Source organism: Methylobacterium sp. GC_Met_3, from assembly GCF_026540775.1.
GTDB lineage: Bacteria > Pseudomonadota > Alphaproteobacteria > Rhizobiales > Beijerinckiaceae > Methylobacterium.
On the sequence record NZ_JALNUL010000006.1, the window covers coordinates 27,745 to 40,827 of the forward strand.

Annotated in this window: 15 protein-coding genes; 9 read left to right on the forward strand and 6 right to left on the reverse strand. The window is 68.9% G+C overall.

Annotated elements, in window-relative coordinates; translation table 11 throughout:
• Positions 1-252: 252 nt before the first annotated feature.
• The 4 genes from OXS27_RS10470 to OXS27_RS10485 form a co-directional block, all read right to left on the reverse strand.
• A complete protein-coding gene (locus OXS27_RS10470; protein ID WP_243921827.1) occupies positions 253-1,389 on the reverse strand; it encodes a branched-chain amino acid ABC transporter substrate-binding protein in 1,137 nt (378 codons plus the stop codon).
• 150 nt (positions 1,390-1,539) lie between these two features.
• Positions 1,540-2,709, reverse strand: a complete 1,170-nt coding sequence (locus OXS27_RS10475) for a polysaccharide biosynthesis/export family protein (protein ID WP_267356050.1) — start codon at positions 2,707-2,709, stop codon at positions 1,540-1,542.
• 464 nt (positions 2,710-3,173) lie between these two features.
• Complete coding sequence (locus OXS27_RS10480; protein ID WP_267356052.1) at positions 3,174-3,335, reverse strand: Flp family type IVb pilin; 162 nt, start codon at positions 3,333-3,335, stop codon at positions 3,174-3,176.
• Between the two features lie 268 nt (positions 3,336-3,603).
• Positions 3,604-3,879, reverse strand: coding sequence for a DUF3072 domain-containing protein (locus OXS27_RS10485; protein WP_243918922.1), 276 nt, complete (start codon positions 3,877-3,879; stop codon positions 3,604-3,606).
• 187 nt (positions 3,880-4,066) lie between these two features.
• On the opposite strand from OXS27_RS10485, the gene OXS27_RS10490 reads away from it, so the two are divergent.
• From OXS27_RS10490 to OXS27_RS10520, 7 genes are all read left to right on the forward strand, one after another.
• Positions 4,067-4,633 (forward strand): gluconokinase, encoded by a 567-nt coding sequence (locus OXS27_RS10490; protein WP_267356054.1) that lies wholly within the window; start codon positions 4,067-4,069, stop codon positions 4,631-4,633.
• Positions 4,630-5,451, forward strand: coding sequence for a Cof-type HAD-IIB family hydrolase (locus OXS27_RS10495; protein WP_267356056.1), 822 nt, complete (start codon positions 4,630-4,632; stop codon positions 5,449-5,451). Before OXS27_RS10490 ends, OXS27_RS10495 begins: the two co-directional genes overlap by 4 nt.
• 215 nt (positions 5,452-5,666) lie before the next feature.
• Entirely contained in the window at positions 5,667-6,602 is a 936-nt protein-coding gene (locus tag OXS27_RS10500; protein WP_267356058.1) for a transglycosylase SLT domain-containing protein, read from the forward strand.
• Between the two features lie 239 nt (positions 6,603-6,841).
• The gene (locus OXS27_RS10505) at positions 6,842-7,804 is read left to right on the forward strand and encodes a helix-turn-helix transcriptional regulator (RefSeq protein ID WP_267356060.1); all 963 of its coding nucleotides are present in this window, start codon (positions 6,842-6,844) and stop codon (positions 7,802-7,804) included.
• 261 nt (positions 7,805-8,065) lie between these two features.
• Entirely contained in the window at positions 8,066-8,917 is an 852-nt protein-coding gene (cysE, locus tag OXS27_RS10510) for a serine O-acetyltransferase (protein WP_267356062.1), read from the forward strand.
• A 97-nt stretch (positions 8,918-9,014) separates the two neighbouring features.
• A complete protein-coding gene (locus tag OXS27_RS10515; RefSeq protein ID WP_267356064.1) occupies positions 9,015-9,230 on the forward strand; it encodes a DUF3126 family protein in 216 nt (71 codons plus the stop codon).
• A 125-nt stretch (positions 9,231-9,355) separates the two neighbouring features.
• Positions 9,356-9,685 (forward strand): hypothetical protein, encoded by a 330-nt coding sequence (locus OXS27_RS10520; protein WP_267356066.1) that lies wholly within the window; start codon positions 9,356-9,358, stop codon positions 9,683-9,685.
• A gap of 111 nt (positions 9,686-9,796) precedes the next feature.
• Here OXS27_RS10520 and OXS27_RS10525 read toward each other — a convergent pair whose 3' ends face one another.
• Positions 9,797-10,504, reverse strand: coding sequence for a transglutaminase-like cysteine peptidase (locus OXS27_RS10525; protein WP_267356068.1), 708 nt, complete (start codon positions 10,502-10,504; stop codon positions 9,797-9,799).
• Between the two features lie 92 nt (positions 10,505-10,596).
• On the opposite strand from OXS27_RS10525, the gene OXS27_RS10530 reads away from it, so the two are divergent.
• Complete coding sequence (locus tag OXS27_RS10530) at positions 10,597-11,079, forward strand: hypothetical protein (protein WP_267356070.1); 483 nt, start codon at positions 10,597-10,599, stop codon at positions 11,077-11,079.
• A 278-nt stretch (positions 11,080-11,357) separates the two neighbouring features.
• Here the strand turns inward: OXS27_RS10530 and OXS27_RS10535 are convergent, their stop codons facing one another.
• The gene (locus OXS27_RS10535) at positions 11,358-12,038 is read right to left on the reverse strand and encodes a transglutaminase-like cysteine peptidase (RefSeq protein ID WP_267356072.1); all 681 of its coding nucleotides are present in this window, start codon (positions 12,036-12,038) and stop codon (positions 11,358-11,360) included.
• A 354-nt stretch (positions 12,039-12,392) separates the two neighbouring features.
• On the opposite strand from OXS27_RS10535, the gene OXS27_RS10540 reads away from it, so the two are divergent.
• Entirely contained in the window at positions 12,393-12,962 is a 570-nt protein-coding gene (locus tag OXS27_RS10540) for a c-type cytochrome, methanol metabolism-related (RefSeq protein ID WP_267356074.1), read from the forward strand.
• Positions 12,963-13,083: the final 121 nt, after the last annotated feature.

Consider the following 13,083-nt stretch of genomic DNA (forward strand, 5'->3'; position numbering starts at 1 on the left):
TTTCCCGGACGCCTGGAACGCAGTGGACGGTGATCCGGGATCCGGCACAATGAGCGCCGCGCCAGCGGCACAGGTTGATTCAGATCGACGCTTCGCGAACTCTTGTGCCGGATCCCGGGTCGCCTTCCGCTGACGCTGCTTGCGCCCGGGAAAAGGGCGGTGCCCCCGTGAGATCCCTCGACACCGTTAAAGGGCTGGATCTCGACCTTTCGAAACCTTGACGTGATCCGTGCGCGCGAGGCGAAGGACGCCTTACTTGCCCGCTGGCGTAAAGCTCCCGTCCTTCCACACGTACAGCACATAGCCCTGCGCGGTGACGTCGCCCTTGGAGTCGAACCCGACCGTGCCGAGCACGAGGTCGAACCGTTCCGTGTGCAGCGCTTGCGCGATCGGCTTCGGCTCGACCGAATGGGCGAAGTTGGCGGCCGCCACCAGCGCCTGCATGGCCGCGTAACCGTAGATGGTCGATCCGGTGGGATCGACGCCCTCGGCTTTGAAGGTCTTCACCACGCTGGCCGCGGCCGGCTGCCGGCTCGGATCGAGGTAGAAGGTCATCAGGACGCCGTTGCTCGCCGGCCCGGCGATCTTGGCGAAGTCCGGCGAGGCGATGGCCGAGGTGCCGAACCATTGCGGCCGAAAACCCCGGTCGGCGGCGATCTTCACGAGGCGCCCCATCTCGGTGGCGTCGCCGCCGTAATAGACCACGTCGATCCCCGCGGCCTTGAGGCGGTCGGCCAGCGCGGTATCGTCGGCGTCGCTCGGTGAGAACGAGAGCGACAGCGCCTCGTTGACGCCGATCCGGTTGAGGTTGTCCTTGGTGGCCGCGGCGAGCGCTCGGGAGGCCGGGGTCTGATCCTGGATCAGCGCGATCTTCCGGTCGCGGAACCGCTCGGCCAGCACGGCGGCCGAGAGACGCGCCTGATCGTCGTCGCGCCCGCAGACGCGGAAGATGGTCGGCAACCCCCGGTCGGTGAGCCGCGCCGCCACGGAGGCCGCGGTGATCATCACTACGCCGTTCTGTGCGTAGATGTCGGACGCCGCGATCGAGGCGTTGGAGCAGACATGCCCGACGACGAGGCGGACGTTTCCGCGCACGAAATGGTTGGCCACTGCGGTTGCGGTGTTCGAGTCGCAGGCATCATCCTGCACGTCGAGGGTCACGGGCTGGCCGTCGAGGCCGCCCATGGCGTTGGCGTCCCGCGCCGCTGCCTCGACCCCGCGCAGGACCTGCTCGCCCACTGCCACGTAGGGCCCCGAGCGTGGGACCGCCACGCCGACCACCACATCGGCCTTCGCCGGCACCGCCGGGAGGAGCACGACACACAGGCTCAGGGACATCAGCGCGGGCCTGAACAGCCCGCTGGCGGGGACGACGCGTCCGATCTTCATCGGGCTCTTCTAGGCAACCTTGCGCGCGGCGACTACAGGCGGACGGCATGCGGCATCCGCGCCGCACGCCTTCACCGCACCCGAAGGCCATACGCGAGGATGTGGAGAAACGCGATTGTTTTCCGAAGCCTGTCGCGCGTCGTCCCGGCTTTACTTCACGTAGTAGTAGGCAGTGGCGACGGACGAAACCGGTCCGGTGACACCGCTGAAGGCGGTCAGCACCTTAGACAGCTCGGCGAACGGCGCGTTCGACACGTAGACGAGGTCGCGGTTGCGCATCCGGAACGCCTGGGACACGAACAGGCTGTTGGGGTCGCGCATGTCGATCCGGTACACCACCGGGACCAGCGGCGTGCCGAGCAGCTTCGAGCCCGGGTTGAGACGCCGCACCACGCTGGCCGGCTCGAACCGGAAGATGAACGTCCCGGCCGGATCGGCGGTGAAGTCCGACAGGCCGCGCGCCTTGGCCAGCGCTTGCGCCAGCGTGATCCCGTCGGCCTGGAACGGCAGCTCGGTGCTGTTGCCCAGCGCGCCCACCGCGATGAAGGTCTGCGGGTCGCGCACGAGCGTGAGCACGTCGTTGGGCCGCAGGTAGATGTTCTCCTTCGGGTTCGACACCACCGTGGTCAGCGGCACGGTCGCGGTCACCGGCCCGCGCGAGAGCCGCACGAAGGTCTCAGAGACCGGCGAGCGGTTGCCGCCTGCGGCCGCAATGACGTCGAGGATGCGGTCGCCGTGGCCCGACAGCGGCAGGCGGGCGCCGGCCGCGCCCTCGCCGGTGATGGTCACGGCCTGGGAGATCGGGCGGGTGACCGACACGAGTACCTGCGGCTGGATCGCCTTGCCGGCGAGCGCGCTCTCGATCAGCGTCTGGACGTCCTGGGGCCGGCGGCCGTCGACCTTGATGCGGCCGGCGTAGGGCACCGAGATGGCGCCGTCGCGCCCGACCGGCTGCTCGGGGATGAGGGCGGACTTGGACCCGGCCGAGAAGCGGTCGGCGACCAGCGGGCCGGAGAACAGGCCGCCGGATCCGGCTTCCCAGATCGAGACCGAGACCATATCGCCGATGCCGATGACCGGCTCGGCGGAGGGGCGATGGTCGCCGAAGGAGGCGAGCAGGCTGTCGAGCGGGCGCCCGCGCAGGGCCTCGACGACGGCAGGGTTGACGTCGATGATCTCGTAGCGGGCCAGCAGGCCGCCATCGGCGGTGGCCACTTCCGATCCCGCCTGGATCGCGCTCGCCGTCGGACCCGCGGCCGGCAGGTACGTGCAGCCCGACATCGCCGCGGCGGCGATCAGGGCGAGGGGAAGAGTTCGCATCCAGATGTTGTCCATCGGTATTGCCGAGCCCGTGCCTAGCCGATGGTGGCCCGGGTGTCCGTAGCGGGTGGGCCACACTCCGCCCACGACGGCTAAGTCTGCCGTTTCATCCTCGATAAGCACAGCTTTTTCGGGGCAGGTGTCGCGAAGGCCGGGAATTCGTGCGGGATAGATGCCTGTCGATCCCCTGCGAACGGGTTTGCGACAGGCCGCAACTGGACGAAGGCACGGCCGTAGACGCTGAAGGCTTTGCGCGTAATTCCCGTCCCGCGCGATGGCCGTCCAAGTCTAAGGGCGCCCCGACTCTGCGGCCACGGCTCCGCAGGTGGGCTAACCGAGGCCGCGCAAACGCCGTTTGGAAACGAGTCTCTCCGGCGGGCCTGTCAGCGAGCGTTGCCGATGCTCTTTAGGAAGGCTGGCGCCGTATCGGACCTACGGGATCAGGGTATCCCGGCGCGGATCCCTCAATTGGTCTGTCCAACCGCGGCATTGATCTGGTTGTAAATGCCACCCATCCGATTGGCGTAGATCCGCATGCTTCCGGCCGCAGCCAGGAAGATGAGGGAGCCGATCAGCGCATATTCGATGGCGGTGGAGCCGCGCGCGTCGCGGGCAAAACGCGCCATGCCGGCGGTCCAAGCGGACTTTCCGCGGGCGACACCCTCGGATTGTGCGACACCTGTCCCGGTGCCGCCGCAACTCGGCTCCTGCATGGTCGAAACCGCCCTTCCACCGCGCTCCGCCGCCCCCTGTGGCGGCGCGGCCCGTCGTGGGTTCTAACCGAGTGGCGATTGCTGCGGTCTTAATGAAGTCTTCGAAACAGCGTCGTCTCGACTGTTCAAGCCAAATTTTCCCCAGTTGGACGCACCCGTATACCGGGTGCGTCCGGACCGTTCAGGCGTGTCCGGCCTTGTGCCGGAGATCATCGATCCGCTTGGAGGCCTCGGCCTTGTCGAGATCCGGATCGAACGCCTCCGGCTCCTTCGCCTCCTCCGACAGGGTCTTGAGGTAGGACGACTGGGCGCCGGTCATCGGCTCGCCGCCGGTGGTCCACTGGTCCGGGTCCTTGATCTGGTTGGAGGTGTCCTTGGGATCGGTCTTCGGGTTCGCCTCGGACGCGTGGGACTTGGCATCCGACTTCGAGGCGGACTTCGCGGTCGACTGGGTCATGGCCGATTTGTTCCTGAAATGTTCTGACGTCCGGATGTGAACGCGTGGTTCCGCGGTCTGTTCCGGAGATGCCGGAGCGCCGCCGCGTTGTCCCCGGCCTTTCCATCCGGTGCGCCGATCCTATTGATGAAGCGTGGCGTCCAGGGAGACGCCGCGGTGCCATGGGGTCCGGATGATGTCCGCCGGGATGTTCGTGCACGGAGCTGGGCCGGCGGCTGGCGATGCGCAGATTCTCGTGGTCATGGGCGTCTCGGGGTCGGGGAAGAGCACCGTCGCGGCGCTGGTTGCCGAGCGGCTCGGCTGGACGTTCATCGACGGCGACAGCTTTCACGGCCCGGAGAACGTGGAGAAGATGCATGCGGGGCACGCTCTCGACGACGCCGACCGCGCCCCCTGGCTGGCACGGATCGCGGCCTGGATCCGGGCGCGGCTTGCGGCTGGCGAGTCCGCGGTGGTGGTGTGCTCGGCCCTGCGCCGGGCCTACCGCGACAGCCTGACCGGTGGGAGCCGCCGGGTGCACATCGTCTATCTGGAGGGGGACAGGGCGCTGATCGCCGGACGTCTCGCGGAACGCCACGGGCATTTCATGTCCCCCCTCCTCCTCGACAGCCAATTCGCCACGCTGGAAGCCCCAGGCCCCGACGAGCACCCGATCATCGTCGAGATCGCCGATCCGCCCGCGGTGATCGCGGAGCGCATCGTGGCGCGTCTCGCGCAGGACGTCCGGGCCGAGCAGCAGGGAGCGAGCCGATGACCGCGCAATCCGACAAAGCCGCCAACATCGCCCTGGTGATCTCGGACGTCGACGGCACCCTGGTGACCGGCGACAAGCGCCTGACCGCCGCCACGGTCGCGGCCGTGGGCCGGCTGCGGGCCGCCGGGATCGGCTTCAGCATCGCCTCGGCGCGGCCACCGGTCGGGCTGCGTCGGCTGGTCTCGGAACTCGGCCTCGATCTGCCGATGGGGGCGTTCAACGGCGCCAGCGTGGTCCGGCCCGACCTATCGCCCCTTGAGGAACAGACCATCCCCGCGCCGGCCGCCCGGGACGCCCTCGACCGGCTGATCGCCGAGGGGCTCGACGTCTGGGTGTTTGCGCAAGGGGCGTGGTGCCTGCGCGATCCGCACGGGCCCTATACCGATCTGGAGCGCCGCACGATCGGTGCGGAGCCCCGGGTCGTGGCCGATTTGGGCACGCTCATGGGGGAGGCCGCCAAGATCGTGGGGGTGAGCCGCGACCATGCCCATCTGGCGGCGTGCGAGGCGCGAATCGGGGCGGCGCTCGCCGACCGGGCGACCGTCCACCGCTCGCAGCCCTACTACCTCGACGTCACACCGCCCCATCTCGACAAGGGCCGGTTCGTCACCTGGATGAGCCAGCATCTCGGGATCCCGCCGGAGCGGATCGCGACTTTCGGCGATGCGGAGAACGACCGTCCGATGTTCGAGCGCAGCGGCTTCTCGGTGGCGATGGGCAACGCCGAGGATTCCGTGAAGGCCGCCGCCAGCGCCGTCACCGACAGCAACGATGCGGACGGGTTCGCCCACGGCGTCGACCGCTTCATCCTTCCTTAGGGCACCCCGCGTAGACGCGGATTCGGCTGGGCGCGTACGGGCCCGCCGAAATCAAGGGATCGGCGCCGCGCTCCGGCAAATGAATCCGCCTGTGTCCTGCGAACCACAGGGAGCCTCCGCGCCCCGCCCGCCCACAGCTTGCCGAAGCGGGGCCGCTTTCCGGCCGCATTTGCCCGCGACCTAGCTTGAGCACAGAAACAGCACCGGGTCTCGGAATGCATCGCCTACTCCTGGCTGCCGCCATCGCGGTCGTGCCCGCCGCCGCCTTCGGGCAGGCCGCACACGACAACATCGACGCGTTGATCGAGCAGCAGGCCAAGGCGAGCGGCGTTCCGGCGAGCTTCGTGCACGCGGTGGTCAAGCGCGAGAGCAACTACAATCCGCGCGCCAAGGGCGGCAGCGCGCTCGGCCTGATGCAGATCAAGCACGCGACGGCGCGCAGCCTCGGCTATACCGGCGACGCCGCGGGTCTGTACGACCCGGCGACCAACCTCCGCTACGGCGTGGCCTATCTGGCTGGGGCCTACCGCACCGCCCAGGGCAATCTCAGCCAAGCCTATCAGTACTACAACCGCGGCTACTATTACGCCGCCAAGCGTCAGGGCATCTCGACCGAGGTCGCCTCGGTGGTGGCCCCGGTCGCCGCCTCGGCGAGCGCCCTGGCGAGCCTGTTCAGCGGCGGTGCCGCGGATGCCAGGGCCGCCGCGCCCCCGGCTCTGGCCTACGCCCCTGCCTCGGTCGCGGCCGCGGCGCCGACCGAGACGGTCGAGGTGCCCCTGCCCCCGCGTCGTCCGGCGGCTCTCACGGGCATGATCCAGTTCGCCAGCCTGTCCGTCGATCCGGCCGCCGCAGCTCCGGCGGCGCAGTCGGCGCAGGTGGAGGCCGTGGAGGTTCCGCTGCCGCCGCGCCGGCCCGCCGGCTTCGGTGCCGCCACCGCCGATCTCGCGGAACTGCGCCTCACTCCCAAGGCCGAGCCGATGGCCGAGCCGGCCCCGATGACCCCCGCCGCCGTCGCGGCCCCGGTTGCCGAGGCGGTCGAGGTGCCCCTGCCCCCGCGCCGCCCGACCCTTCAGAAATTGGCCGCGGCCGGGCCACGACGCGCGCCGGTGAGCGCGCCCGTCCAGGAGGCCGTGGCCCTCCCGATCGAGTAGTACCGCCCGGCCTGCGTGACTCCGCAACGGGCATCTGCCCACACAAGGATCATGCTCAAGCCTTGACCATCGGGGCGTTCCGCAACACATAGGCGCCACGCCAGCAGCGTGGTTGGGCCGGCACGGCTTATCCCCTCGCCCGGTCGCAGCGGCCGGATACAGGCGGCGCAACACAGATCTTTGGGCAGGATACGCGGGTCTTCGCGCGCAGTTGTTGGGCAGGGCCTGTCCGAAACGTCGTGCGCGACCGATCTCGAAGCGGCAGACATGCAGGGCACGGACTCTGCTTTCAGGCTAGCAGGAAAGCGGATTGCGCCATGACCGGCGTGGTAGAACAGGAATCACTCTTTCTCACGGACCTCGGGCGCCGCGTCAGGCACGCGCGCACCGTGCGCGGACTGTCGCGCAAGGTCCTGTCGCAGACCTCGGGCCTCTCCGAGCGCTACATCGCGCAGCTGGAGGGCGGGCAGGGCAACGTGTCGATCATCCTGCTGCGGCGGGTGGCCAACGCCATGGGCGTGCGGCTCGACGATCTGATCACCGGCAATGACGCCCAGCCCGACTGGCCGCTGATCCGCGACCTCCTCGGCCAAGCGAGCCCGGCGCAGGTCGCCGCCGCCAAGCAGGCGCTCTCCGGCGGCACCCGGCCCGAAGCGGGCGATCGACCGCGCGTCGCCCTGATCGGCCTGCGCGGCGCCGGCAAGTCGACGCTGGGCAAGCTCGCGGCCGAGCGGCTGGGCTGGACCTTCGTGGAGCTGAACGCCGAGATCGAGCGGGAGAACGCCCTCTCGGTGCAGGAGATCTTCGCGATCTACGGCCAGGAGGGCTACCGGCGGCTGGAGCAGCAGGCGCTGCGCCGCCTGACCGAGCATCCCGGGCCGCTGATCCTGGCGACCAGCGGCGGCATCGTGGCCGAGCCCCTGACCTACGACCTGCTGCTCCAGGCGTTCTACACGGTCTGGCTGCGTGCCCGGCCGGAGGAGCACATGAGCCGCGTGCGCGAGCAGGGCCACCTCGCCACGACGGGCGACCACGCTTCGGCGATGCAGGAGCTGCGCGCCGTGCTGGCGAGCCGCGAGCCGCTCTACGCTCGGGCGCCCGCCACCGTGGACACCTCCAACATCCCGGTCCAGACGATGCTGGATCGGCTGACCTCGGCCATCGAGGCCCGATTCGGACAGACGGTCTCGCCGGTCGGCTGACCGGGTGACAGCCATGCCGGCGACGCAGCCTCCGGCTTGGTCCGGCCCTTGATCGCCGCGTTGCGGCGCACCACGCTAAGGCGTGTCATCGAAGGTCCTGGTTTCCGAAAGGGCGAGACCTTTTACGGGTGCAGGGCAGTCCCCGATGTCGGGGCCCTGCCCTAATACCCCGCCGAAGGGATGATCCCTTTGGAATCCCGCGATCGGAGATCGGACGGTGAACCGCCGCCCAGGAACCCGCTCTCACTTGGAGGCTCGGACATGATCGCCAGTCCTGTCCGCAACGCGGAGCCCCGCGATCTCGCGGTCCTCGATCCCGTCTGGTCGCGCCTGCGCGCCGAGGCCGAGGACCTGCTGCACACCGAGCCGCAGCTCGCCTCCTTCATCGTGGCGACCGTTCTGAACCACACCAGCCTCGAAGGGGCGGTGTCGCACCGGGTCGCGGCTCGCCTTGGGCACCCGTCGCTGCCGGCCGAGCTGATCGCCCACGCGTTCCACGAGGCGATCGCGGCCGACCCCGACATCGGGCAGGCGTTCCGAGCGGATATCGGGGCGGTGATCGACCGCGATCCCGCGACGCTCCGGGCCCTCGAGCCAGTCCTGTACTTCAAGGGGTTTCACGCGCTCCAGGCCTACCGCCTCGCCCATCACGTCTGGAACCGCGGCCGGCGCGACCTCGCCCTCTACCTCCAGAGCCGCATCTCGGAGGTGTTCCAGTGCGACATTCACCCGGCCGCGCGGATCGGGCGGGGCGTCTTCCTCGACCACGCGACCGGGCTCGTGGTCGGCTCGACCGCGGTGATCGAGGACGACGTCTCGATCCTGCATGCCGTGACGCTGGGCGGCACCGGCAAGCAGCGGGGCGACCGGCATCCCAAGATCCGCCGCGGCGTGATGATCGGCGCGGGTGCCAAGATCCTCGGCAACATCGAGGTCGGGGCCTGCGCCCGGGTCGCGGCAGGCTCGGTTGTGCTCCGCCCGGTGCCGCCCAACACCACAGTCGTGGGCGTCCCCGCCCGCGTCGTCGGCACCGCGGGCTGCGACGATCCGGCCCGGGCGATGGACCAGCTCGTCGCGCTGGACCAGTTCATCCACCTCGGCGACGGGATCTGACCACCGTCTGCGCGCTTGCCGCTCCGCCGCCGGCGTGGCAAGCCCAGCCCCATCCGCCGACCCGCGGTGCCAGCCGCCGCAAGGGAGACCCAACAGCGTGACCAAAGCCGAGACCGCGAAGCTCCAGGATTACCTGCGCCGCAAGTTCGCCAACAACAGTATCCGCCTGACGGCGATGAAGACCGGCGATACGGCCGAGGTGTTCATCGGCGAGGAGTCGATCGGCGTGATCGCCGACGACAAGGAGGACGGCGACGATTCCTTCGTGTTCCGAATGGCGATCCTGGACATCGACCTTGAGGAAGAAGCCTGAACCGCAGGGCGAAACGGTCCCGCCGACGTCCACCTGTGCATGGGTTAACGCTAACCGGCGGCATTGCTTAACACCCGGTAAATGACGTGGCTAAACTGCGCGCAACCTCTACAGGAGCGCGAATAATGGTCGTCACGCCTGCCGCTCTCGACTCGATCCGGACGCTGTGCATCGGCCTCGCGCTTTCGGGGCTGATCGCCAGCGCCTTCGAGCTGTTCGCCGCGCGGCGGGCCAGCTTCAGCCTGCTGCAACGTGGCGGCCTGCGTGCGGTGGCCGTTCTGCCGATGCTGGCCTTCTCGGCGCCCTTCATCATTCTGCGCAACACCCTGCGCGGCCGGCGGATCGAGGGCCGGCCGATGCCGTTCGTGATGCTCGCCACGATCATCGCCTGCGGCTGGAGCCTGCTCTCGGGCCGGGTCGCCCTCGACCTCGCGGCGATGCTGGTCGGCGCCTGAACCGCCCTCACAGAGCCGTGCCCGATCGCGTCGCAATCGTGCGCGGCTCCAAGCTGTTGTCTTAACGCGCCCTTTGACGCCGAACCGGTGTCCACTTCGGCGGAGCGCGCTCTAGGGTTCAGCGGTCGCCACCTGGGCGGCGCCGTCCTTCCCCTCCAGCGAGACCCAGGCCGGGCTATCCTGTCCGGCGCGCTTGATGAAGCTGTAGCCGGTACGCCGCCAGGGACGGATCGCGTCGGTCTTGTTGTCGAGGATGAAGTCGCCGCGGTCGGTCCGCACCGTCAGCACCGCGTGGCCCTCGTTGATCTCGTCGATCACCACGGTCATCAGCAGGGCACGCCGGGGGAGGCCGCGTTCCACCAGCATCCGCCGCTTCAGGAGCTGGTAATCCTCGCAATCGCCCGATCCGTCATCGGGGAAGTCCCAGCGGTCGACGACACCCCAATGCGCCTGGTCGGTGATCGGCCGGATACGCGCATTGACCCGGCGATTCACGCTCAGCAGCGTTCGCCAGACCGCCACCGTCAACGGCAGGACGTGAGGCTCGGCAGGATCGAGGGTGCATTCCTCGGGCATCCGCGCACAGAAATCGATCCATCCCGCGATGGCCCGCACGGCGCCGTTCGATTCCTCGATGGAGGCCTCGCCGGGCAGCACGAGGCGCGCATGGGCGCGGGTGGTCGCGCCGCTCAGCGCCAGGATCGTTCCGATCAGGGCGAAACTCGCGACTTGCCGCCCTCGGCGCGCCGCACCGGTCCAGCCCCGCCAACGCAGGGGTGCGAACGTCTGACACGTGAATCCGCCATCCGCGTGCCGCATGGTCAAAGCCCCGCCGCCCGATGATGACGGAAAGGTGACACGACATTCTGCGATGCACAATGGCCTTGGGGGAGCGAAACAACGAGCGCTGGGTGGATTGGTTCCGCGGGTCGACGATTTTATTGCCGCTGAGCAGCCTGCCATCGCATGCGCTGCGCGAATACCCGTTCCGCGAGGCTTCGGAAGCGCTTGATTCGCGTGCGCTTTGCCGGCTTGTCAAAGGACGCCCACGCCAGAGATTCGCGGCGGGTTTCCCAACGTGCAAGACCTCGGCCAGTTCATCGGACTCGGGCCGCAGCTCAGACAAGGACACCGTGATGCAGCCCGCCATCCAGCAGGTGATCAAAGCGCTCGCCGAGGATGGCCGGGCGGGTGCGATCCAGATCGCCGAGCACGCGGTCAGCGCTTATCTCGCCGACGCGCCGAGCGAAGGCGACCGGGTTTTATCGCGCGACATCCTGATCCGTGATCTTGCGAGCCTCAGGGGCATCGCGCCCCATCTCGCCGGCTTCATCGGCCGGGTCGAAGTCTATGTCGCGAGCCTCGCCCAGCCCTCGCTGAGCCGCGCCGCCTGAGGCGCCTTCCGTTTCCCGTCGCGTCGCTCACAGCCTGCGCGACAGGACCGGCCGTCCAACCCACGACCTCATCTTGAGGTGCCGGAGCGACGCAGAGGCCTCGAACGAGCCCTCCAATGAGCTGTGTGATCCCTGAAGCCCTCCTTCGAGGCCCGCTGCGCGGGCACCTCAGGACGAGGGGGCTAGATAGGCTTGCCGGCTCAACGCGCCGTGACGGCCACCAAACCCTCTGCGCGCGAAACCCTCGTGCCGAGCCAGCCTCCACTCGGTGGAAAGGCCTAGCGGTTCGCGGTCGTGACCGGAGAGGTGACGCCGCCGAGCGACACCCAGGCGACCGCATCCTGGCTCTCGCGCTTGATGAACACGTAGCCGGTCTTGTGCCAGGGCAGGATCGCGCTGGTCTTGTTGTCGAGCACCAGATCGCCCCGGTCGGTGATCAGGGTCAGCACGGCGTGGCCCTCGCCCTTCTCGTCGATCACCACGGTCATGCGCATCGCCCGGCGCGGCAGCCCGGCCTCGGCCAGCAGGTGGCGCTTGAGCAGCTGGAAGTCCTCGCAGTCGCCGATGCCGTCCTCGGCCAGGTCCCAGCGGTCGGCCACGTGCAGGTGGTCCTGATCGGTCATCGGCTCGATCGCCTTGTTGACCCGCCGGTTGACCGACACGATCGTCGCCCAGGTGGCGGGCGTCAGGCTGATACGCGCCGGCTCGGTCCGATCGACCACGCACTCGGAGGCGTAGCCCTGGCAGAACGTCACCCAGGCCGCGATCGGCTTCGCATCGCCCTGCACCCGGGCGCCGACCTCGGCCGGCAGGTTCGCCAGCGTCTGCGCCTCGGCGGCGACGCCGCCCAACCCGAGAGCAGCCACGGCCAGGCCGAACGCCGCGTTGCGGAGGCGGGAGACCCCACGCGATGCAGAGCCGGACACCAGCCCCTGCACCTTGGAAACCGCGAACCGCATCGCCGTTACTCAACCGTTAAGCTCTCGTTAACGAAAGCTCTCACGCCAGCGGCCCGGCGGCAATCCGCCGATTAACAAAAGGTTAACGCTGTGCGCAACGCGGATAAGGTTTCCCATCCCTGCAGGCCTCAAAGCGCGCTCCGCCGAAGACGGCACCGGCTCGGCGCAGGAGAGCGCGTCACACCAGGAACTTAGTGCCGCGCACGATGGCGATGCGCCCGGGCACGCCCCTAAGCGCGCCCGGGCGGCAGCGCGAAATCGTGATGGCGCGGCGGGGCGTCCGACCCGCTCGGGCGCCGTTATGTCCCCACCGCACCCGCGCGACGCCGCGTGTGGGCGGCAGGAGGAACGTCCATGCGGTTCGCAGCGAACGGATTCGTCGGGGTCATTCTGGTCGGTGTTGCGGCAGGGTCCGTTGGGACGATCCCCGCCCGCGCGGCGCCGCCCGCTGCCCCGTCCGGTCCAGCGGACTTGAAGAGCGAAGGTCCGACCCAGCCCGCGAAGGTTCAGGACGGCCAGTACACCGATAAGAACGGAGACCCGACCTACCACATCGCCGACGACGGCAAGAAGGTCGATTGGTACACGATGTCCGGCTACCTCCGGTACAACGCCAATTGCATCGTGTGCCACGGTCCGGACGGGATGGGCTCGACCTATGCGCCGTCCCTGGTCGATGCCCTCAAAGGCATGGACTACGCGCATTTCGCCGGCATCATCGTCGGCGGCAAGAAGGACGTGAACGCCTCGCAGGAACTGGTCATGCCGGCCTTCGGGGATAACCGGAACGTCATGTGCTACATGCCAGACATCTACACCTACCTGCGTGCCCGCGCGGACGGGGCGCTCGGCCGCAACCGCCCTCCGGAGCACGAGCCGAAGCCCGCCGCCTTCGAGAAGGCCGAAGACGCCTGCATGAAGTAGGGTCCGGCCGATCCGGTCTTGGACGGCAGAACGCCCCGTTGCGCGCATCGATTGCGCACGACATACTCATCCCGTGACACTGAAGAGCAGGCAGCAAGCCCGCCGAGGGGGTCCGCCGGGG